At 63.8% G+C, this 20,372-nt stretch carries 18 protein-coding genes and 1 pseudogene; 12 read left to right on the top strand and 7 right to left on the bottom strand.

The genetic code is table 11. The features are described from left to right. Positions 1-5: 5 nt before the first annotated feature. Both M1B35_RS11140 and M1B35_RS11135 read right to left on the bottom strand, forming a co-directional pair. Positions 6-1,247 carry a TIGR03862 family flavoprotein gene (locus M1B35_RS11140; protein WP_268261954.1) on the bottom strand — a complete coding sequence of 414 codons (1,242 nt, stop codon included), beginning with the start codon at positions 1,245-1,247 and terminating at the stop codon, positions 6-8. 188 nt (positions 1,248-1,435) lie between these two features. Then, positions 1,436-2,356, bottom strand: a complete 921-nt coding sequence (locus tag M1B35_RS11135; RefSeq protein WP_123334755.1) for a histone deacetylase family protein — start codon at positions 2,354-2,356, stop codon at positions 1,436-1,438. A gap of 76 nt (positions 2,357-2,432) precedes the next feature. On the opposite strand from M1B35_RS11135, the gene M1B35_RS11130 reads away from it, so the two are divergent. The 3 genes from M1B35_RS11130 (at position 2,433) to M1B35_RS11120 (ending at position 4,564) form a co-directional block, all read left to right on the top strand. Then, positions 2,433-3,002: a GNAT family N-acetyltransferase gene (locus M1B35_RS11130; protein ID WP_123334757.1), complete on the top strand. Its 570-nt coding sequence runs from the start codon at positions 2,433-2,435 to the stop codon at positions 3,000-3,002. 102 nt (positions 3,003-3,104) lie between these two features. Next, a complete protein-coding gene (gene tesB / locus M1B35_RS11125) occupies positions 3,105-3,974 on the top strand; it encodes an acyl-CoA thioesterase II (protein WP_123334759.1) in 870 nt (289 codons plus the stop codon). Beyond that, on the top strand, positions 3,971-4,564 hold the full coding sequence (locus M1B35_RS11120) for an HAD family hydrolase (protein WP_123334761.1): 594 nt from the start codon (positions 3,971-3,973) through the stop codon (positions 4,562-4,564). The genes tesB and M1B35_RS11120 overlap by 4 nt, the downstream gene beginning before the upstream one ends. Before the next feature lie 28 nt (positions 4,565-4,592). Here the strand turns inward: M1B35_RS11120 and M1B35_RS11115 are convergent, their stop codons facing one another. Next, entirely contained in the window at positions 4,593-5,564 is a 972-nt protein-coding gene (locus M1B35_RS11115) for an alpha/beta hydrolase (protein WP_268261953.1), read from the bottom strand. Further along, a complete protein-coding gene (gene ypfJ / locus M1B35_RS11110) occupies positions 5,565-6,455 on the bottom strand; it encodes a KPN_02809 family neutral zinc metallopeptidase (protein ID WP_123334765.1) in 891 nt (296 codons plus the stop codon). 139 nt (positions 6,456-6,594) lie between these two features. On the opposite strand from ypfJ, the gene pcaQ reads away from it, so the two are divergent. The 3 genes from pcaQ (at position 6,595) to pcaG (ending at position 8,961) form a co-directional block, all read left to right on the top strand. Further along, positions 6,595-7,524 (top strand): pca operon transcription factor PcaQ, encoded by a 930-nt coding sequence (gene pcaQ, locus M1B35_RS11105; protein ID WP_123334767.1) that lies wholly within the window; start codon positions 6,595-6,597, stop codon positions 7,522-7,524. 101 nt (positions 7,525-7,625) lie between these two features. After that, a complete protein-coding gene (gene pcaH / locus M1B35_RS11100; RefSeq protein ID WP_123334769.1) occupies positions 7,626-8,345 on the top strand; it encodes a protocatechuate 3,4-dioxygenase subunit beta in 720 nt (239 codons plus the stop codon). 10 nt (positions 8,346-8,355) lie between these two features. Continuing rightward, entirely contained in the window at positions 8,356-8,961 is a 606-nt protein-coding gene (gene pcaG / locus M1B35_RS11095; protein WP_268261952.1) for a protocatechuate 3,4-dioxygenase subunit alpha, read from the top strand. A gap of 48 nt (positions 8,962-9,009) precedes the next feature. Here the strand turns inward: pcaG and M1B35_RS11090 are convergent, their stop codons facing one another. Further along, positions 9,010-9,858 carry an aldo/keto reductase gene (locus M1B35_RS11090; RefSeq protein ID WP_268261951.1) on the bottom strand — a complete coding sequence of 283 codons (849 nt, stop codon included), beginning with the start codon at positions 9,856-9,858 and terminating at the stop codon, positions 9,010-9,012. A 211-nt stretch (positions 9,859-10,069) separates the two neighbouring features. Here M1B35_RS11090 and M1B35_RS11085 point away from each other — a divergent pair, with 211 nt between their 5' ends. The 4 genes and pseudogenes from M1B35_RS11085 to M1B35_RS11070 all read left to right on the top strand — a co-directional run bounded on the left by M1B35_RS11085 (position 10,070) and on the right by M1B35_RS11070 (position 13,812). Then, complete coding sequence (locus M1B35_RS11085) at positions 10,070-10,846, top strand: IclR family transcriptional regulator (protein WP_123334775.1); 777 nt, start codon at positions 10,070-10,072, stop codon at positions 10,844-10,846. Between the two features lie 149 nt (positions 10,847-10,995). After that, positions 10,996-12,048, top strand: coding sequence for a Gfo/Idh/MocA family protein (locus tag M1B35_RS11080; protein ID WP_268261950.1), 1,053 nt, complete (start codon positions 10,996-10,998; stop codon positions 12,046-12,048). 5 nt (positions 12,049-12,053) lie between these two features. Then, positions 12,054-12,877 (top strand): annotated as a pseudogene (locus M1B35_RS11075) (sugar phosphate isomerase/epimerase family protein). Positions 12,878-12,933: 56 nt separating this feature from the next. Continuing rightward, positions 12,934-13,812, top strand: a complete 879-nt coding sequence (locus M1B35_RS11070) for a DMT family transporter (protein WP_123334780.1) — start codon at positions 12,934-12,936, stop codon at positions 13,810-13,812. A 6-nt stretch (positions 13,813-13,818) separates the two neighbouring features. On the opposite strand, the gene M1B35_RS11065 is transcribed toward M1B35_RS11070, so the two are convergent. Next, positions 13,819-15,441 carry a methyl-accepting chemotaxis protein gene (locus tag M1B35_RS11065; RefSeq protein ID WP_268261949.1) on the bottom strand — a complete coding sequence of 541 codons (1,623 nt, stop codon included), beginning with the start codon at positions 15,439-15,441 and terminating at the stop codon, positions 13,819-13,821. Positions 15,442-15,532: 91 nt separating this feature from the next. Next, positions 15,533-16,870 carry an MFS transporter gene (locus M1B35_RS11060; RefSeq protein ID WP_123334784.1) on the bottom strand — a complete coding sequence of 446 codons (1,338 nt, stop codon included), beginning with the start codon at positions 16,868-16,870 and terminating at the stop codon, positions 15,533-15,535. Between the two features lie 619 nt (positions 16,871-17,489). Between M1B35_RS11060 and quiC the strand changes: the two genes are divergently transcribed. Together quiC and M1B35_RS11050 are read left to right on the top strand one after the other, a co-directional pair. Next, positions 17,490-19,400: a 3-dehydroshikimate dehydratase QuiC gene (quiC, locus tag M1B35_RS11055; protein ID WP_123334786.1), complete on the top strand. Its 1,911-nt coding sequence runs from the start codon at positions 17,490-17,492 to the stop codon at positions 19,398-19,400. Between the two features lie 104 nt (positions 19,401-19,504). After that, entirely contained in the window at positions 19,505-20,182 is a 678-nt protein-coding gene (locus M1B35_RS11050; protein WP_123334788.1) for a TetR/AcrR family transcriptional regulator, read from the top strand. Positions 20,183-20,372 lie beyond the last annotated feature (190 nt).

Genomic DNA, 20,372 nt, shown 5'->3' with positions numbered 1-20,372 from the left:
GCAGCTCAACGCCTACCCCTCACCCACTCCAACATCCCCAATCCGGCCCGGCGTCCGCTGGCAAAGCAGGCCGTCAGCAGGTAGCCGCCGGTGGGGGCTTCCCAGTCGAGCATTTCCCCGGCGCAGAACACTCCGGGGCATTGCTTGAGCATCAGTTGCTCATCCAGCGCTTCGAACGGCACGCCGCCGGCGCTGCTGATGGCTTCGTCCAGTGGTCGCGTACTGACCAGCGTCAAGGGCAGCGCCTTGATCGACGCCGCCAACTGGACCGGGTCATTGAAGGTCTGCGCTGGCGTCAGTTCGCGCAACAACGCCGCTTTCACCCCGTCGATCCCCAACTGGCTGTGCAGGTGCTTGGCCATTGAGCGTGAACCGCGCGGCTTGGCCAGGGCCGCCTGGACCTTGTCCCGTGGCTTGCCGGGCAGCAGGTCGATATGAATCGTCGCCTGGCCGTGTTGCCGGATCGCCTCACGAATCGATGCCGACAGGGCATAGATCAGGCTGCCTTCGACACCGCCGGCGGTGATCACACATTCACCCAGGCGTGGCACATCGTCGTTGAGACCGATGGCGACGTTTTTCAGCGGCGCGCCGGCGAACTTGCTGCGTAACAGTTCGCTCCAGCCCGTCCCCTCGAAACCGCAGTTGCTCGGCTGCAACGGCGCCAACTCGACGCCACGTTCTGCCAGCACTGGCATCCAGGCGCCGTCGGAGCCCAGGCGTGCCCAACTGCCACCGCCCAGGGCCAGGATCACGGCATCCGCCTGTACCGCGCATTCGCCCTCGGGATGTTGGAAGCGCAGGCTGCCATCGGCCTGCCAGCCCAGCCAGCGATGGCGAGTGTGAATCACCACGCCGGCGTCCCGCAGGCGTTTGAGCCAGGCGCGCAACAGCGGCGCGGCTTTCATGTCGGTGGGGAACACCCGGCCGGAACTGCCGACAAAGGTCTCGATGCCCAGGTCGTGAATCCATTGGCACAGGGCCTCGGCGCCAAACTCCCGCAGCAGCGGGGCCATTTGCGGCGCCCGTTCGGCGTAACGGGAAAGGAAGGCCGGGTAGGCTTCGGAGTGGGTGATGTTCATGCCGCCGACCCCGGCCAGGAGGAACTTGCGGCCCACCGATGGCATGCCGTCGTACAGTTCGACCCGAACCCCGGCCAGGCTCAGCACCTCGGCCGCCATCAAGCCTGCGGGGCCGCCACCGATAATAACGACGTGATGGGAAAGGGCAGGGCTGGATCGAGTCATGGCAAAGGGGCGGTGTCGGCGGAATAAGCCGCGCATTCTACCCGAGGATGCCCCGCTGTCGTCGCTCTACAGTGCTGATCAAAAAACAACCATGCTCCTGTGGGCCTTGATCAGCCTGGCCTGTAGGGGCTTTCGCTCAGGTTATCCACAGGCGGTTCCACAGGCATTGTGGGTAACGCCAGCACGCTTCAATGACAGCCTGATGACTGCCACACCCGTTGGGCGCTGTGGTGGAGGATGCCGTGGCGCCGCGCCAGGGCCTGGCGGTCCTTGCTGTAGCCACCGCCGATTACCCCTACCACGGGGATATCCCGGCCCAGGCAATGGCGCATGACCCGCTCGTCGCGCTCGGCCACACCGGCATCGGTGAGCTTGAGGTAACCCAGGGCGTCGTCCTGGTGCACGTCCACACCGGCGTCGTAGAGGACCAGGTCCGGCTGGTACAGCGGCAGCAGGTAGTTGAGGGCGTCGTCCACCACCTTCAGGTAATCGGCGTCGCCCATGCCCATGGGCAAGGGGATGTCCCAGTCGCTGCTGGCCTTGCGCGCGGGGAAGTTCTTTTCACAGTGCAGCGACACGGTCACCGCGTCTGGCGTGTGTTGCAGAATCCGCGCGGTACCGTCGCCCTGATGCACGTCGCAGTCGAAGATCAGCACTCGGCTGACCCGGCCGCTGGCGAGCAAGTAATGGCTGATCACCGCCAGGTCATTGAAGATGCAGAACCCCGCCGGGTAGTCGTAGTGGGCGTGGTGGGTGCCCCCCGCCAAATGGCAGGCCAGGCCGTGTTCCAAGGCTTGTTCGGCGGCCAGCAACGAGCCACCCACCGCACGCACGGTGCGTCGGGCCAGGGCTTCGCTCCAGGGCAGGCCGAGGCGCCGCTGGTCTTCCCGGGACAACTCGCCGCTCATGTAGCGTTCGATGTAACTCGGGTCGTGGGCCAGGGCCAGCACGTCGGCCGGGCACAGCTGCGGGCGCAGCAGGTCGGCGTCACGGGTCAGGCCGCTGGCCACCAGGTGATCGCGCAGCAAGCGGAACTTGTCCATGGGGAAGCGATGGTCCGCAGGGAATTCGGGGCTGTAGTCGTCGTGGTAAATCAGCGGCAAGGACATGGCATTTTCTTAGAGGAACCCGTGAAGGATCCTACCAGCGATGTAGACTGGCTCCCATGGGAACGGAGGGGGACCGATGGAGCCAATACTGCAACTCGAAAGTGCACGCCTGGTGTTGCGGCAATGGCATGACGACGATTTGGCGGAGTTTGCGGCGATGTGCGCCGATCCCCAGGTCATGCGCTATTTTCCGGCGCCGTTGAGCCGCCTGGAAAGTGCCGCGCTGATCGGCCGCGTGCGCGGGCATTTTGCCGAGCACGGCTTTGGTCTCTGGGCTCTGGAACGCAAGGACACCGGGGCCTTTATCGGCTTCACCGGCCTGGGCGTGGTGGGCTTCGAGGCGTCTTTTACCCCCGCCGTGGAAATTGGCTGGCGCCTGGCCAAGGAGCATTGGGGGCTGGGGTACGCCAGTGAGGCGGCCTGGACGGTGCTGCGTTGCGGTTTCGATCGCTTGAGCCTGCAAGAGATCGTGGCGTTCACCAGCCGCAGCAACCTGCCGTCGCAGAAAGTCATGCAGGCCATCGGCATGCAGCCGGCCCCCGAAGACGATTTCGACCACCCTGCGCTGGCGGGCGACCATCCGCTGCGCGGGCACGTGCTGTACCGCATCACCCGTGAACAATGGTTGGAAACCTTGCATGGATAGCCGGCGGGCACGTTTAGAATGTGCCGATTATTTGCAGCAGCCTACTGAATTGACCGCCGCAGCCAAGACTGCGCGGTATTGCTCTGTGTGAGGAGAGTCTGAATGAGCCATGTGTTGGATGATCTGGTCGACCTGTTGACCCTGGAAGCGATCGAAGAAAACCTGTTCCGCGGTCGTAGCCAGGACCTGGGTTTCCGCCAGCTGTTCGGTGGCCAGGTGCTCGGCCAGTCCTTGTCCGCCGCCAGCCAGACCGTTGAAGCAGCGCGGCATGTGCACTCCATGCATGGTTACTTCCTGCGCCCCGGGGACGCCGCGTTGCCGGTGGTCTACCAAGTGGACCGGGTCCGCGACGGTGGCAGCTTCAGCACGCGCCGGGTCACGGCAATCCAGAAGGGCAACCCGATCTTCACCTGCAGCGCGTCGTTCCAGTACGACGAAGAGGGCTTCGAACACCAGAGCAGCATGCCCGAGGTGGTCGGCCCGGAGAACCTGCCCTCGGAGCTGGAACTGACCCAGCAGCGTGCGCACCTGATTCCTCAGCACATGCGCGAAAAACTGCTGTGCCCCAAGCCCATCGAAGTGCGCCCGGTCACCGAAAAAGACCCCTACAACCCGCAGCCGATGGATCCGGTGAAGTACGTCTGGTTCCGCGCAGACGGCGCCCTGGCGGACATCCCGGCACTGCACAAATACCTGTTGGCCTACGCCTCGGACTTCGGCCTGCTGACCACCTCGATGCTGCCCCACGGCAAGTCGGTGTGGCAGAAAGACATGCAGGTCGCCAGCCTGGACCACGCCCTGTGGTTCCACGCTGACCTGCGTGCCGATGACTGGTTGCTGTACGCCATGGACAGCCCCTGGGCCGGCAATTCCCGCGGGTTTTCCCGGGGCAGCGTGTTCAACCGTGCCGGGCAACTGGTCGCCTCGGTGACCCAGGAAGGCCTGATTCGCCATCGCAAGGATTGGGCATGAGCCTCTCAGGCGTTCGGCATTGGGTGTTCGACATGGACGGCACCCTGACCGTGGCCGTGCATGATTTTGCGGCGATTCGCCAAGCCCTGGCGATCCCCGCGCAAGACGACATCCTCACCCACCTGGCCGCGTTGCCGGCCGATGAGTCTGCGGCCAAGCACGCCTGGCTGCTGGAGCATGAACGCGACCTGGCCCTGGGTTCGCGCCCGGCACCGGGTGCCGTGGAACTGGTGCGTGAGTTGGCGGGGCGCGGTTATCGCCTGGGCATTCTTACCCGCAATGCGCGGGAGCTGGCCCATGTGACCCTGGAGGCCATCGGCCTGGCGGACTGCTTTGCCGTGGAGGATGTGCTGGGTCGCGATGAAGCACCGCCCAAGCCTCATCCGGGCGGGCTGTTGAAGCTGGCCGAAGCCTGGCAAGTGGCGCCTGAAGCCATGGTCATGGTGGGCGACTACCGCTTTGACCTGGACTGTGGCCGCGCCGCCGGGACGCGCACGGTGCTGGTGAACCTACCGGATAATCCGTGGCCGGAACTGACCGATTGGCATGCGCGGGATTGTGCCCAGTTGCGGGAATGGCTGTTGGCTTGAGGGCTTTCGCCGGCAAGCCGGCTCCTGCCTAGTGGAAAAGTGCTGCCTGGCCTTCGGGCGAGGTGAGCATCTTGTCGCCGTCATGCCCGACCCCGGGCACCTCCACCACGCGTTGCATCAGCCCCTGCGGGTGACGCTGCCGGAGGTAGTCGAAGTAGTTGTGCCCGCGAATCAGCCGATAGGCGCCCTGGGCCTCGGCGGCGCAGCCCTTGTCCAGTGCCGGGTGCTGCGGGTCGATGTCTTGCTGCCCTAGCAGGTAAGTGATGTCGCGCTGCACATAGCGTTGTTCCAGCTCACGGCCGCTGTGCCCGGCTGCGTAGGCCGGAAGCTTCTGCAGGCCGTATTTCCAGTCGTTGAAGCCCGGGCAGCTGTCCTTGACGATCTGCATCGGCCGCCAGGCATCGAAGTAGGCATAGGACGACGGATTGGCAATCACGTAGCGCAGACCGATCCCGGCCTGTTTCAGCTCGGCATGCTCGCCAGTGAGCAGGGCATATCGCTGCACCACTTGGGCACCACCGGAGTGCCCGGCAATCACCACCTGCTTGAGTGCCGGGTAGCGTTTGCGATCGCTGAGGCGTTGGAGGATGGCATCCAGCGCGGCGTAGGAACTCAAGGTGACGGGGCCGCTGGACGGGGCGCCGGCCATCCAGTCATTGCCCTTCCAGCGCAGTAGGGCGTCGGGCAAATGATGGCGGGCGATGTCGTCCTGATTGAGCAACTGCGGAGCGATCACCAGGGTCGTGGCGCGCTGTCCGGCCTGCTCGGCGGCGCGCTCGCCGCTGTGCAGGTAGGTCTGGGCATTGCGCAGCCGCCCGTGGACGATGATCAGCGCCCGTTGCACCTCGGGCAATGGCTGGCGCCAGTCCTGGCTCAGGCCCAGGGCCAGTTGTCCGCCGTCCACGGTCAGGCGTTCGGGGCTGATGATCTTGACCCCGTGTTCCGCAGCCTGGGCGCCGAGGCAGCCCAGGCACAGCCAGGTTGCCAGTAGCCGACGCACCTACAGGCTCTTGGCGGCAAAGGTGTCGCACTGGCCGACCTGGCCCTGGGCAAAGCCGGTCTTGAACCAGCGCACCCGCTGCGCCGAGGTGCCATGGGTAAAGGAGTCAGGCACGACACGGCCCTGGCCTTGCTGTTGCAGGCGGTCGTCACCGATGGCGTTGGCCGCGTTCAGGGCTTCTTCCACATCCCCGGGTTCCAGCCAGTTGAGGCGTTTCTGCGCGTGGTAGGCCCAGACCCCCGCCAGGCAGTCGGCCTGCAGTTCCTGGCGCACCAGCAAGCCGCCGTCGCCTTGCATCGGCCGACCCTGTTGCCGCGCCGCCTGGACCTTGGCTGAGACACCCAGCAGGGTCTGCACGTGGTGGCCGATTTCATGGGCAATCACGTAGGCCTGGGCGAAGTCACCGGCGGCGGAAAAGCGCTGGGCCATTTCCCGGAAGAAGTCCATGTCCAGGTACACCTGCTGGTCAGCCGGGCAGTAGAAGGGGCCGGTGGCCGAACTGGCGGCGCCGCAGGCGGAGTTGACCCGGCCGCGGAACAGGATGAGCTTGGGCTGCTGATACTGGCGCCCGGCCTGTTGGAAAATCTGGCCCCAGGTGTCTTCGGTGTCGCCGAGGATGGCGCGTACGAACTCCGCCTGCTCGTCGTTCGCCGGGGGAGCCTTGCGCGCCTGGGGGGTGGCCGGGGCCGAGGTCTGTTCCATCTGCCCGGCCAACTGCCCGAGGATCTGCATCGGGTCCTGGCCGGTGATCCAGCCAATGCCGACGATCAGCAGGATGGCGGTCAGGCTCAGGCCCTTGCCGCCGCCGAAACGCATGCCGCCTCCGCCCCCGCCACTGTCATCGCGAGCATCCACCACGTTGTCGCTGCGCCGGCCTTTTTTCCAAAGCATGGGGGAATCCTCGTTTTTTGTGCTGATCAGTGTTGCTGGTGAGTGGGGGCGACGCCAGTCCGGTCGTCAGGGTTTTGCGCGCACGTTACCATTGCCCACCGCCGTATCGATTCTGTCGCGACACCTTCGGGGCCCACTATTGAACATCGACACCCGCATCAAATTCCGTCACCTCGTGTGTTTTCTTGAAATGGCCCGCCAGGGCAGCCTGGCACGGGCGGCGGACGTGCTCGCGGTGAGCCAGCCGGCCATGTCGAAAACCCTCAAGGAACTGGAGCAACTGCTGGACACGGCGCTGTTCACCCGCAGCAAGGCCGGGCTCAGCCTGACGGAGGCCGGGCGGGCCTTCATGCATTACGCCGGGCCGTCGGTGCAGGCTCTGCGCGAAGGGGTCAACACCTTGCGCGGCGGCGATTACGCCGCCGGGGTGGTGCGTCTCGGGGTGCTTTCCACCGCCGAGAGTCTGCTGTTGCCCGAGGTGGTGCGGCGCCTGCATCAGCGGCATTCGGCGCTGGTGGTCAGCGTGGTCACCGGGCCCAGCGCCTACCTGCTGTCGCAACTGCGCGTGGGCGATGTGGACCTGGTGGTGGGGCGCATGACCGAAAGCCCGGAGATCCAGGGCCTGAGTTTCGAGCACCTGTACAGCGAGTCCATGACCCTGGTGGCGCGGCCTGGGCATCCGCTGTTCGACGGGCCGCTGGAGCGCGAGGCCCTGGAACGTTATCCACTGGTGCTGCCGCTCGCCGGCACCACCATTCGCAAGTTTGCCGACAGCCTTTTTGTGCAGTGCGGCATCCGTCAGCCCCAGCAGCGCCTGGAAACCTTGTCGGTGGCCCTGAGCCGGCGTTATGCCCTGTCCAGTGACGCCCTGTGGATTGCCCCGCTGGACGCGGTGCGCCTGGACCTGGGCCATGGCGACCTACGGGAGATTGACCTCGGCCTGCGGGAGCCGGGCGGCTCGGTGGGCATCTCCAGCAATGCCAGCCTGCCTTTGTCCCTGGCCGCGCAAGGCTGTGTCGAGGTACTGCGTGAGGTGGGGCAGGCCTATCGCGAGGGGCTTTATCCATAACTATTTGGTTATGGATAAAAGGCGGCTTTTCAATGTTCTAGGGCGTCCTGTTGTTTGAAACTGCCCCGGCAGCTCCATAAATCCAACAACAGGAGACCGACATGTCTGATGCAGACAACAGTCGTTTCGTTATCCGTGATCGCAACTGGCACCCCAAAGCCCTGACCCCCGACTACAAGACTTCAGTGGCCCGCTCCCCGCGTCAGGCCCTGGTGAGCATTCCGCAGTCGATCAGTGAAACCACCGGCCCAGATTTTTCCCACCTCAAGACCGGGCGTTTTGACAACGACCTGCTGCTCAACTTCAACAACGGCGGTCTGCCGGTGGGCGAGCGGATCATCGTTTCCGGGCGGGTCTGCGACCAGTACGGCAAGCCGATTCCCCATACCCTGGTGGAGATGTGGCAAGCCAACGCCGGCGGCCGCTACCGGCACAAAAACGACCGTTACCTGGCGCCCCTGGACCCGAACTTCGGCGGCGTCGGCCGGGCCCTGACCGACCGTGACGGCTATTACAGCTTCCGCACCATCAAGCCCGGGCCCTATCCATGGCGCAATGGCCCCAATGACTGGCGTCCGGCCCATATCCACTTCTCCATCAGCGGCCCGTCGATTGCCACCAAGCTGATCACTCAGCTGTATTTCGAGGGCGACCCGCTGATTCCGCTGTGCCCGATCGTCAAGTCGATTGCCAACCCGGACGCGGTGCAGAGCCTGATCGCGCGCCTGGACATGGGCAGCGCCAACCCGATGGACTGCCTGGCCTATCGCTTCGACATCGTGCTGCGCGGCCAGCGCAAGACCCATTTCGAGAACTGCTGAGGAGCCTGCCATGCCTATCCAATTGCTACCTGAAACCCCTTCGCAGACGGCCGGCCCTTACGTACACATTGGCCTGGCCCTGGCGGCCGCCGGCAACCCGACCCGCGCGGACGAAATCTGGAACCAGATGGCCAAGCCTGACGCACCGGGGGAGCGCATCGTGCTGATCGGTCGGGTCTTCGACGGTAACGGCCACTTGGTGCGCGACTCGTTCCTGGAGGTCTGGCAGGCGAACCACGAAGGGGTCTACGACCCGGTGTTCGATTCGGAAAAGCCCTTCAATAGCTTTGGCCGTACCGCCACCACCTTCGATGCCGGTGAGTGGACCCTGAACACGGTCAAACCGGGCGTGGTAAAAAATGCCGCAGGCGTGCCCATGGCGCCGCACATCAACCTGTCGCTGTTTGCCCGGGGGATCAATATCCACCTGCACACGCGGCTGTATTTCGCCGATGAGCCCGAGGCCAACGCCGCGTGCCCGGTGTTGAATCTGATTGAGCAGCCCCAGCGTCGTGAAACCCTGCTGGCCCAGCCGTGCGAGGTGGATGGCCAGCGCGCCTACCGTTTTGATATCCGCATCCAGGGCGAAGGCGAGACGGTGTTCTTCGACTTCTGAGCCTGGCCTGTTCCCACGTCGAGCCATCGACGTGGGAGCATCGACCACCTAGCGGTCGAAGGCGTCCCAGACTGGGGCGAAGTCCGGGCTTACCAGGCGCTGATTCTTCGGCAGCGCAGCAATGACGGCCCGGTCCTCGTCATCCAGCACCAGGTCCAGGGCCTCAAGGTTAGCCAGTTGGTTGGCCTGGCTGCTGGCCTTGGGAATGGCCGAGACGTTGTCCTGATCCAGCAGCCATTTCAAAGCCACTTGGGTCGGCAGCACGCCGTGCTTGGCGGCAATCGCCCGGATTTGTGGCACCTCGGAGACTTTGTTGCGGGCCAGCGGCGAGTAGGCGGTGAGCGCCAAGTCATGTTCGCGGGCGTAACCGAGCAGGGCGTTCTGCCCCAGCAGCACGTGGTACTCCACTTGAATCGCCGAAAGCGGCGCCCCCAGTTCTTCCACCACCTTGCGCAACAGCGGCAGCGGGAAGTTGGCCACGCCGATATGCCGCGCCAGCCCTTGTTCCTTGAACGACACCAGGGTCTCGATGCTGCGCTCCAGGTCCCAGCCTTGGGTTGGCCAATGGATGTGGAACAGGTCGACGTAGTCGCTGCCCAGGGCTTTCAGGCTGCGCTCCAGGGAATGGCGCATGGCATCGGGTTGCAGTTGGTCCCACCAGACCTTGGTGGTGACGTGGATCTGTTCCCGTGGCACGGCGGTGTTGCCGAGGGCGCGGCCCACGGCGTCTTCATTGTTGTAGGCCTGGGCGGTGTCGATGTGCCGGTAACCCAGTTCCAGGGCTTGTTCCACGGCGCGGGTGCATTCGTCGCCCAACATGGGCCAGGTGCCGAGGCCGAGTTTCGGCATGTGCAGGCCGTGGTGAGTCAGAACCGGGCTATGAGCCGGATGGGGCATGATCGATCTCCTTCAGCGGGGGGCAGGTAACAAGACTGTTCCGGAACTTGATTCCAAAAAAATATACGGGGCGGTGTATCGCCCAGCAAGGCGAGCGGCCTTGGATAATCCTGTGTCGAGGTTTTTCTGGGCGGTAATCGAACCGGGCGCCTGAGCTATCCGATTGCGCCGGTTGTCTCTAGAATCGGCCAAATTTCGTGTGGACCCCCCCATGGCCGGCAGTCAAATCGAACGCGTGCTCAGTGTTCTCGAACACCTCACCCAGGACCCTCGCGGGCTGCCCATGCAGACCCTGGCAGAGCAGTTGGGCATCCCCAAGAGCGCGACCCATCGCTTGTTGGCCGAGCTGGTCCGCCTGGGCTATGTGCGGCAGAACCCGGACAACCTGCGTTATCAGTTGTCGACCAAGCTGGTGGCCATGGGGTTCCGTTACCTGGCCAGCAGCGGTGCCGATATCGTGCAGCCGGTGCTCGACCGGCTGGCCCAGGAAACCGGTGAGCTGGTGCGCCTGGGGGTGATCGAGGGTGAGCGCCAGACCTGGATCGCCAAGTCGCAGGGCGCGCGCTCCGGCCTGCGCTACGACCCGGACATGGGGCGCGAGGCGCCGCTGTTCTACACCGCTTCCGGGCATGCCTGGCTGGCGACCCTGAGCGATGCCGAGGCCTTGTCCCTGGTGGAGCGCCAGGACGTGGCGATTGCCGAAGGCCTGGGGCCCAACGCCCCGCGTTCCAACATCGAATTGCTGGAGCGGCTGCGCCTGGCCCGGGAGCAGGGCTATGCCTGGGTCGAGGAAAGTTCGGCGGTGGGCACCTCGGCGATTGCCGCGGTGGTGCGTCATCCGTTGGATCGTCGGGTGGTGGGCGTGCTCAGCGTCGCAGGGCCCAGTGCCCGGCTGCCCCAAGCGCGCCTGCATGAGTTGGCGCCGCTGTTGCTGAGCTTCGCCGAAGAACTGTCCGCTGCCAGCCAGGCCTCCGAACTCTTTAGCTGATGACCTGACTTGGAGTGTCGATGGCCGCTCAGCGTGCAAAGTTGTGCGCTGATCGGACAGTATTTTCTTTGTCTCTTGTGGGAAATTGGAACTGGGTTCTAAATATTGGAAATCCAGCATCCTGATAACAATCACAAGAGGATTTTGCTTTGAATTCGTCACTGCGCATTGCCCTGATTGGCGCCGGTAACATGGGGCAGCAGCACTATCAACACCTCAAGACCCTTCCTGAAGCCCAACTCTGTGCCGTTGCCGACCCTGGCTCCCAAGCGGCGGAGCTGGCTGGGCAATGGGATGTTCCTTACTTTGCCGATCACTCGGCCATGCTGGCGCAGGCGCGCCCCGACGCGGTGATCATCGCCAACCCCAATACCTTGCACGTAAGCACCGCCCTGGATTGCCTGGCGGCCGGGGTGCCGGTGCTGCTGGAGAAACCGGTTGGCGTGCATCTTGACGAGGTGCGTGAGCTGGTGGGCGCCTCGAAACTCACCGGGGTGCCGGTGCTGGTGGGCCACCATCGGCGACACAACCCGCTGATTGCCCGGGCCCACGAACTGGTGCACAGCGGGGCCCTGGGTCGACTGACAACGGTCACCGCCCTCTGGCAGTTGCAGAAACCCGACAATTATTTCGACATCCCCTGGCGCCGGGAGGCGGGGGCCGGGATGCTCCTGACCAACTTGATCCACGACCTCGACCTGCTGCGCCACCTGTGTGGCGAGGTGCGCCAGGTCCAGGCCATCACCAGCAACGCGGTGCGCGGCTTTGCCAATGAGGATTGCGCCGCGGTATTGCTGCAGTTCGACAGCGGTGCCTTGGGCAGCCTCACCGGTTCCGATGCGGTGGCGGCGCCCTGGAGTTGGGAGCTGGACTCCGGCGAGAACCCGGTGTACCCGCGGCAGGCCGATCAACCGTGCTACTTGCTGGCCGGTACGGGCGGCGCCTTGAGCATCCCTCAACTCAAGCGCTGGCATTACGCCGAAGCGGGCGCCGGCTGGCACCAGCCGTTGCTGAATGTGCAGGAAAGTTTCAGCCGCGACGAAGCCTTGCGCTTGCAGTTGCAGCATTTCATCAAAGTGGCGCGGCGCGAGGTGCTGCCGTTGGTCAGCGCTGCCGATGCTGCCCGTACCCTGGCCCTGGTCGAAGCGATCCGCGAGGCCGCCCAGACCGGTCGCGCCTGTGCGCCGGCCCTGATTGAGTGAGAACGATGAGCGAACGTATTTTTTCCCTGGCCAGCCTGACGGTGCTGGAGTTGTCCCCGCCGGACATGGTCGAGGTTGCCGCGCGCGCCGGTTACAGCCATGTGGGCCTGCGCTTGGTGCCGGCCACCGCGGAAGAGCATCACTTCCCCTTGGTGGCCGATGCCGAGTTGCGCCGGCAAACCATGGCGCGCCTGCGGGATACCGGCGTCCGGGTGCTGGATGTGGAAATCCTGCGCCTCAAGCCCGAGACCCGGGTGGCGGATTTCGAGGCCATCCTCGCGGTGGGTGCAGAGTTCGGCGCCAGTGAGTTGCTGGTGGCGGGCAACGATGCAGACGAGGCGCGCATGACCGACCACTTCGCTGCCCTCTGCGACCTGGCTGCCGGCTACGGTTTGCACCCGCACCTGGAGTTCATGCCCTGGACAGATGCGCCCAACCTTGAGCGAGCGCTGCGGGTGGTCAAGCATGCCGGGCGTGACAACGGCTGTGTGTTGGTGGATGCCTTTCATTTCGATCGCTCGGCGTCGAGCCTGGAGGATCTGGCCCGGGTCGACCGGCGCGCCTGCGTTACGCCCAGTTATGCGATGTGGCCGGCCCGCGGCCTGCGGACATGCAGGAAATCCTCCGTCAGGCGCGTAACGAGCGGCGTTTCCCTGGGGACGGCGACTGCGATCTGGCGGGGCTTTTGCATTGTTTGCCAGCCGATTTGCCCCTGAGCCTGGAAATCCCCACAGTGCAATTGTTGCAACAGGGTGTGAGTGCCTTGCAGCGGGCGCAAACCGCTCTCGACAAAACACGGGCATTATTGGCAAGCATCCAGATGGCCTGATCACGTTCAAGGGTCTATCGCTGTTTGAACCGACCGAGAAACAACAAGGAAGCCCCATGACCGTCAGTACACCTCTTTCCGGTGTCAATCAGCCCTTGAAGGGCATTCTCCTGGTGGTCGTGGCGACCTTCTTGTTTTCCAGTCACGACGCGCTGTCCAAATACCTCTCGGGTTTCTACCCCATCGTCATGGTGGTCTGGGCTCGTTACCTGGTGCACACCTTGCTGATGGCCGGGATCTTCCTGCCTCAGTCCGGCTTACGGGTGTTGCGCACCAAGCGGCCGTTGCTCCAGGTGGTGCGGGCCCTGTGCTTGCTCAGCACCAGCCTGTTGTTCACCTCGGCGCTGATGTTCATTCCCCTGGCGGAGGCGACGGCGGTCAACTTCCTGGCGCCGGTGCTGGTCACGGCGCTGTCGGTGCCGCTGTTGGGCGAGCAGGTGACGCGGGGCCAATGGCTGGCGGTGATCTGCGGGTTTGTCGGGGTGCTGATCGTGGTGCACCCCGGCGGTGATTTGTTCACTCCGGCGGTGCTGCTGCCGTTCTGCTCGGCGCTGTTCTTCTGTTTCTATCAACTGCTGACCCGCAAGCTGGCTGAGCATGACAGTCCGACCACCAGCAACTTTTTCGCCGGGCTGTGCAACACCCTGCTGATGAGTGCGCTGGTGCCGTTCTTCTGGCAGATTCCGAGTATTGGCCACGGGGTGTTGATGCTGGCGCTGGGAGCGTGCGGGATGACCGCCCACTTGTTCCTGACCCAGGCCTTTCGCCTGGCGGCGCCGGCCCTGCTGGCGCCTTTCGGTTATTGCCAGATTGTCTTTGCCGGGCTGCTGGGCTGGTTGCTGTTCAACCACACGCCGGATGCGATTACCCAAGTGGGCATCGCAGTGATCTGCCTCAGTGGGCTGGCGGCGGCCTGGCAGCAACGCCGCCGCTGAAATGGCTCAGAAACGGAAGCGCACCACCAGATTCTGCAGCCCCGCCGCCAAGTGCGACAGCTCCTGGCTGGTGGCGTTGGTGCGGGTGGCGGCGTCGGCGCTTTCCAGGGACAGGTCGCGGATGTTCAGCAGGTTGCGGTCCACTTCACGGGCCACTTGGGCCTGCTCTTCCGAGGCACTGGCGATCACCAGGTTGCGCTCGTGGATCTGCTCCATGGCCCGGGTGATTTCCCCCAGGGCCAGCCCGGCCTGTTCGGCGATGGACAGGGTCTGGGCCACCCGGTGACTGTTGCCGTGCATGGACTGCACCACGCTGTCGGTGTCGCCCTGGACCCGGCCGATCATCTGCTCGATTTCCTGGGTCGACTGCTGGGTGCGATGGGCCAGGGCCCGCACTTCATCGGCCACCACGGCAAAGCCACGGCCGGCTTCCCCAGCCCGCGCGGCCTCGATGGCGGCGTTCAGGGCCAGCAGGTTGGTCTGTTCGGCGATGGCGCGGATCACGTCCAGCACCTTGCCGATTTCCCGTGACTGCTCGGCCAGGGTCTGCACTTGCTGCAGGGCGGTGCCGACATCGCTGCTCATGGCCTGGATCGAATCCAGGGTCTCGATCACCCGGGCCTGCCCCTGGGTGGCCTGGGCGGTGGACTGGCGGGTGGTGTCGGAAGTGGACACCGCATTGCGTGCCACTTCCTCGACGGCCACGGTCATCTCGTTGACGGCAGTGGCTGCTTGCTCGATTTCGTTGTGTTGCTGCTGCAGGCGGCTGGAGTCCTGATGGGTGCTCTGGCTCATCTGTTGCGCGGCGGCGGCCAGTTGGGTCGAGGTGCTGCTGATCAGTTGCAGGGTTTCACGCAGGCTGGCCTGCATGCTGGCCAGGGCCTTGAGCAGGCGCGCGGTTTCATCGCTGCCCTCGCTGTGGATCGGCCGGCTGAGGTCGCCGGCGGCCACTTGCTCGGCCACGCCCACGGCTTGGCGGATGGGCACGACGATGCTGCGAATCAACAGCCAGGCCAGGCACAGGGTCAGCAGGGCGACGGCCAGCAGGGCACCGATCACCGTGACTTTGACCTGGCTGTAAAGCGCGTCGGCATGCTGGGCTGACTGGCTGACTTCCTCGGCGGTAAGGTTCATCAGTTCGGCGAACTGGTCGCCGGTCTGGGTCGAGTAATCCTGGATCTTGCCGTTGAGCAGGGCGGTCATCTCGGCGCTGCGGTTGTCCTGGGACAGGGCTTCATACTGGGCCAGGGCCTGTTGGTAGCTCTTTACCGTGGCGAGGAATTTCTCGTATTGCACCCGGTTGTGATCGCCCACCAGCGGCGCGAACTTGGCCAGGGCCTGGTCGAGCCAGGCTTGCACCTGATGCAGGCGGGCAATGGTGCTTTCCAGCACTTTCGGTTCACGGTTGAGGGCCATGCGCAGGCTTAGCACGCGGATGCTCAACACATAGTCGCGCACTTCCCCCAGGTAGCGGGTGCTGGGCAGGGAAATGTTTTCGGTGTGCTGGCCGGTGGCGCGGACCTCGGCCACTTGCTTGAGGGCGAACAGCCCCTGCAGCAGGACCAGCAGGGCAATCACGCCGAAGCTGATCACGGCGCGTTTTGCGATGCTCAGGTTACCCAGCGTCATGGGACGATCTCCGAGTGTGGAAAAACAAAAGGGGGGAGGGGGAACAGATAAAAAAAACGCAGGCCCGGAGCGGGCCTGCGTGAAAGGAGCATCAGTCTTCTACGTGCGGAATCTTGCGTGGGGCCATGAAGTACATCCAGGTCAGGGCGATGAAGTACATGGCCGGGATCAGGGTGAACAACACGGTGTAGTTGTTGTTGGTGACAGTGAGGATGTGGCCGACGATCTGGGTCATGAACATGCCGCCGATGGCTGCGCACATACCGCCGAAACCGAACACCGTACTCATCATGTGCTTGGGCGTGTAGTCCATCACCAGGCTCCAGATATTGGCGGTCCAGGCCTGGTGCGCGCCGATCCCCAGGGAGATGGCGAACACTGCCAGCCACAGGCTGGAGGTACCGGCTGCCATGATCACGCCGATGATGCAGCAGGCGAACAGGAACATGGAGACCAGGCGGGCCTTGATCGGGTTGAGGCCACGGCCGATCAGGAACGACGAGAGGATGCCGCCACCGACGCTGCCGAAGTCGGCGGTCAGGTAGATGATGATCAGCGGGATGCCCATCTGGGTCACGTTGATGCCCAGGTTGTACTGCTGGTTGAGGAACGGTGGCAGCCAGTACAGGTAGAACCAGAACACTGGAGCGGTGATGGCATAGGCCAGGGCGAAGGCCCAGGTACCACGCATGCGCAGGATGCGAGAGAACGGCACGCGAGCCTGCTCAGGTTCGACTTCTTGCTGGATGTAGTCCAGTTCCGACTGTTTGACGCTTGGGTGATCTTCCGGGTTGAAGTACTTCAGGCCCCAGAACAGCAACCAGACGGCGCCCAGGGAGGCCATGCACAGGAACGCGGCTTGCCAGCCCCAGACGTGCAGGATCAGCGGCAGCAGCATCGGCGTGAACATGGCGCCGACGTTGGTGCCGGCGTTGAAGATACCGGTAGCCACAGCGCGTTCACCGGCCGGGAACCACAGGCGTGTGGTTTTCACACAGGCCGGGTAGTTGGCCGCTTCGGTCAGCCCGAGGATGAAGCGGCAGACCATAAAGCCCACGGCTGAGGTGGCGAGGCCGTGAGCGCCGGTGGCCAGGCTCCACAGCAGCACCGCGAAGAAGAACACGCGCTTGACCCCGACCCGGTCGATCAGGCGGCCCTGCAGCACGAAGCCGATGGCGTAGCCGACCTGGAACCAGAAGTTGATGTTGGCGTAGTCCATCGCCGTCCAGCTCATTTCCTTGGCCAGGATCGGCTGCATTACGCCCAGGGCGGCGCGGTCGATGTAGTTCAGGGTGGTGGCGAAGAACACCAGGGCCAGCATGCCCCAGCGGGTCTTGCCGACAGCCATGGCGCCGCGGATCTTGTCGCCGATGCCGCCGTTTGCAGCGCCGAGGCTCGGGGCGATGCGGGAGCTTTGAGAAGGAATCATGTGTGCCATCCGTTCAATGACTGACGAGTGGTAGCTCGTCGGGACTCTAGGTCGCGTGATCAATCGTCAGGTGAGCGGTAGGTCCGCAGACAGGGCGAGGATTGATCGGCTGAGTGCTTTCGTCGGCGCAAGTACTTGCGGGGATGAAAACGGTCTGTTCAGCGAGCAGGTACGGCTCAGCCCTGGGGCTTTAGAGCGTCCTTACCGAAGGTGCCGATAGAGGCTGGGCCAGGCGCGAGGCGGATGGGTAAGCAGCAATGCGGGATGTGGAGTGCAAGCATGAGGGTGTACCCGATTTTTGAAATTTTTATGGTCTGTTCTGGGTCTTGGGTGATTGAAGCCGGTGGTTTGTGGGCCGGCTCAATGTGCTGACGATGGTGCGCAGTGGACGAAAAATCGTCAATTCGCCAATCCGCATTTTGTTCGATAATCGAACACAAAACTAACCGGTTCGTACACTATGAATTGCTGTATAGAATGGCCAGCTCAATAATTCGTCCCATCTCAATAATAAAGCGGCGCTCATTATCCTGCCGCAGGTGAGACCTGTCACCGACTTGGTCTACAGTCGTGCTGTTCAGGTCCTGCCCGACTTGTCTCCACCACCGGGAGTTGAAACATGCAGCGTTCCATTGCCACCGTCTCCTTGAGCGGTACCCTGCCGGAAAAACTCGAAGCCATTGCCGCCGCCGGTTTCGACGGCGTGGAGATTTTCGAGAACGACCTTCTCTACTACGACGGCAGCCCACGAGAAATTAAACAGATGTGCGCGGACCTGGGGATTGCGATCACCCTGTTCCAGCCGTTTCGTGATTTTGAAGGCTGCCGCCGTGACCGCCTGGCACGCAATCTGGAACGCGCGGAGCGCAAGTTCGACCTGATGCAGGAACTGGGCACCGACCTGGTGCTGGTGTGCAGCAACGCCGCCGCCGACAGTGTGGGCGACCAGCAGATCCTGGTGGACGATTTGCGCCTGCTGGCCGAGCGGGCCGGGGCGCGAGGCTTGCGCATCGGTTATGAGGCCCTGGCCTGGGGTCGCCACGTGAACACTTACCAGCAAGTCTGGGACATCGTGCGGCAGGCGGATCACCCCAGCCTTGGGGTGTTGCTGGACAGCTTCCATACCCTGTCGCTCAAGGGTGACCCGGCGGCGATCGCCGACATTCCGGGCGACAAGATCTTCTTCGTGCAGATGGCCGACGCGCCGATCCTGGCCATGGACGTACTGGAGTGGAGCCGGCATTTCCGTTGCTTCCCGGGCCAGGGCGAGTTCGACTTGCCGGGCTTCCTGGCGCCGATCATCAAGAGTGGCTACACCGGCCCGCTGTCCCTGGAAATTTTCAACGACGGCTTCCGCGCCGCGCCGCCTCGGGCCAATGCTGCCGACGGCCTGCGCTCCCTGCTGTACCTGGAAGAAAAGACCCGCGAGCGCCTGCAGCAGGAAGGCCATGTGCCGGCCACCCCGGACTTGCTGTTTTCTCCGCCGCCAGCCAGCGAATACGGCGGCACCGAGTTTCTTGAATTCGCCGTGGACGAAGCCCTGGGCGCCAAGCTCGGCAGTTGGCTGGAGCGCCTGGGCTTTGCCAAGGCCGGGCAGCACCGCTCGAAAAGCGTCAGCCTGATGCGCCAAGGCGATATCAACCTGATCCTCAACTCCGAACCCTATTCCTTTGCCCACAGCTTCTTCGAATCCCATGGCCCTTCGGTGTGTGCCACGGCGATTCGGGTCAAGGACAGCGCCAAGGCCCTGGAACGTGCCGTAGCCTACAAGGGCCAGCCTTACCGTGGCCTGGTCGGCCCCAATGAGCTGGAGCTGGCGGCCGTGCGCGAGCTGGATGGCAGCCTGATCTACCTGGTGGACCAGGAAAAGGGCGGCCAGCACCTGTACGACACTGACTTCAACATGCACCCGGGCGTGGTGGCCAAGGGCGGCCTCAAGCGCATCGATCACATGGCCATGGCCCTGCCGGCCGACAGCCTCGACAGTTGGGTGCTGTTCTACAAGAGCCTGCTGGACTTCACCGCCGATGACGAAGTGGTGCTGCCCGACCCTTACGGCCTGGTGAAAAGCCGGGCCCTGCGCAGCCGCTGCAGCACCATTCGCCTGCCGCTGAACATCTCTGAAAGCCACAAGACCGCGATCTCCCACGCGCTGTCCAGCTACGGCGGCTCGGGTGTGCACCACATTGCCTTCGATTGCGATGACATCTTCGCCGAAGTCAGCCGCGCCAAAGAGGCCGGAGTGCCGCTGCTGGACATCCCGCTGAACTACTACGACGACCTGGCCGCGCGGTTTGATTTTGACGACGAGTTCCTCAGCGAACTGGCCTATTACAACGTGCTCTACGACCGTGACGCGCAAGGCGGTGAGTTGTTCCACGTCTACACCGAACCGTTCGAGGGGCGTTTCTTCTTCGAGATCATCCAGCGCAAGAATGGTTATGTGGGTTACGGCGCGGCCAACGTCGCGGTGCGCCTGGCGGCCATGGCCAAGTCCCGCAGCGGCGGCTTGCGCCACGCGAAGTTGTAGGCGGTTGCCAGTGGAGGCGGTCAAATAGCCGCCTCCCGGCTTTCTTTCGCGGGGTGACGCGGCCCATAATCGCCCGCGTATGTAGCGATGGCCGTGAGCCCATAATGACAATGACTGACCAACTCCCCATTGCGCCCGATGAGCCTGTCGTCGAGCCGCGCAAGAGCCGCAAGAACAACCCCGAAAAGACCCGCGAGAACATTCTTCAAGAGGCCATTGTCGAGTTCGTCCAGCAGGGGCTGTCCGGCGCTCGGGTGGATGCCATCGCCGAGCGCATCCATACCTCCAAGCGCATGATCTATTACTACTTCGGCAGCAAGGAACAGCTCTACGTCGAAGTGCTGGAGAAGCTCTACGGCGACATCCGCAGCACCGAGAGCCGCTTGCACCTGGCGGAACTCGAACCCCGCGAGGCCATTCGCCGGTTGGTGGAGTTCACCTTCGACCACCACGACCTCAACGTCGATTTCGTGCGGATCGTCAGCATCGAGAATATCCACAAGGGCGAGTACGTGAAGCAGTCCGGGGTGATCAAGGCGATGAACAACACCATCCTCGACGCCTTGGGTGAAATCCTCCGGCGTGGTGCTGAGGATGGGGTGTTCCGGCCAGGGCTGGACGCGCTGGATGTGCACTTGCTGATCAGCTCGTTCTGTTTCTACCGAGTCTCCAATCGCCACACCTTCGGCGAGATCTTCCAGATCGACCTGCCCGACGAGAGCATCAAGCAGCGTCATCGGGAAATGATCTGCGAATCGGTACTGCGCTACCTGCAAGCCTGACGCAACATCCGCGGTGGTGCCGGCACCTACACACCTGGAAGGCATCGAAATACCCATTGTAGGAGCTGGCTCGCCAGCAATAGCGCCCTCAAGCCCTGTGCAAAACCTGGAGGCCCCATCGCCAGCAAGCCGGCTCCCACATTCACATGGAGGGTATCGAAATACCCATTGTAGGAGCTGGCTCGCCAGC

The sequence above is a fragment of the Pseudomonas morbosilactucae genome, assembly GCF_023241665.1.
GTDB lineage: Bacteria > Pseudomonadota > Gammaproteobacteria > Pseudomonadales > Pseudomonadaceae > Aquipseudomonas > Aquipseudomonas morbosilactucae.
This window is presented reverse-complemented; position numbering and strand designations above follow the sequence as displayed.

Excerpts from the sequence above, each read along its gene's own strand:
- pcaG (WP_268261952.1), top strand. The coding sequence starts at position 8,356 with ATGCCTATCCAATTGCTACCTGAAACCCCTTCGCAGACGGCCGGCCCT.
- M1B35_RS11140 (WP_268261954.1), bottom strand. The coding sequence starts at position 1,247 with ATGACTCGATCCAGCCCTGCCCTTTCCCATCACGTCGTTATTATCGGT.
- M1B35_RS11065 (WP_268261949.1), bottom strand. The coding sequence starts at position 15,441 with ATGACGCTGGGTAACCTGAGCATCGCAAAACGCGCCGTGATCAGCTTC.
- M1B35_RS11070 (WP_123334780.1), top strand. The coding sequence starts at position 12,934 with ATGACCGTCAGTACACCTCTTTCCGGTGTCAATCAGCCCTTGAAGGGC.
- M1B35_RS11060 (WP_123334784.1), bottom strand. The coding sequence starts at position 16,870 with ATGATTCCTTCTCAAAGCTCCCGCATCGCCCCGAGCCTCGGCGCTGCA.
- M1B35_RS11120 (WP_123334761.1), top strand. The coding sequence starts at position 3,971 with ATGAGCCTCTCAGGCGTTCGGCATTGGGTGTTCGACATGGACGGCACC.
- quiC (WP_123334786.1), top strand. The coding sequence starts at position 17,490 with ATGCAGCGTTCCATTGCCACCGTCTCCTTGAGCGGTACCCTGCCGGAA.
- tesB (WP_123334759.1), top strand. The coding sequence starts at position 3,105 with ATGAGCCATGTGTTGGATGATCTGGTCGACCTGTTGACCCTGGAAGCG.
- M1B35_RS11085 (WP_123334775.1), top strand. The coding sequence starts at position 10,070 with ATGGCCGGCAGTCAAATCGAACGCGTGCTCAGTGTTCTCGAACACCTC.
- M1B35_RS11090 (WP_268261951.1), bottom strand. The coding sequence starts at position 9,858 with ATGCCCCATCCGGCTCATAGCCCGGTTCTGACTCACCACGGCCTGCAC.
- ypfJ (WP_123334765.1), bottom strand. The coding sequence starts at position 6,455 with ATGCTTTGGAAAAAAGGCCGGCGCAGCGACAACGTGGTGGATGCTCGC.
- M1B35_RS11130 (WP_123334757.1), top strand. The coding sequence starts at position 2,433 with ATGGAGCCAATACTGCAACTCGAAAGTGCACGCCTGGTGTTGCGGCAA.
- M1B35_RS11135 (WP_123334755.1), bottom strand. The coding sequence starts at position 2,356 with ATGTCCTTGCCGCTGATTTACCACGACGACTACAGCCCCGAATTCCCT.
- pcaH (WP_123334769.1), top strand. The coding sequence starts at position 7,626 with ATGTCTGATGCAGACAACAGTCGTTTCGTTATCCGTGATCGCAACTGG.
- M1B35_RS11050 (WP_123334788.1), top strand. The coding sequence starts at position 19,505 with ATGACAATGACTGACCAACTCCCCATTGCGCCCGATGAGCCTGTCGTC.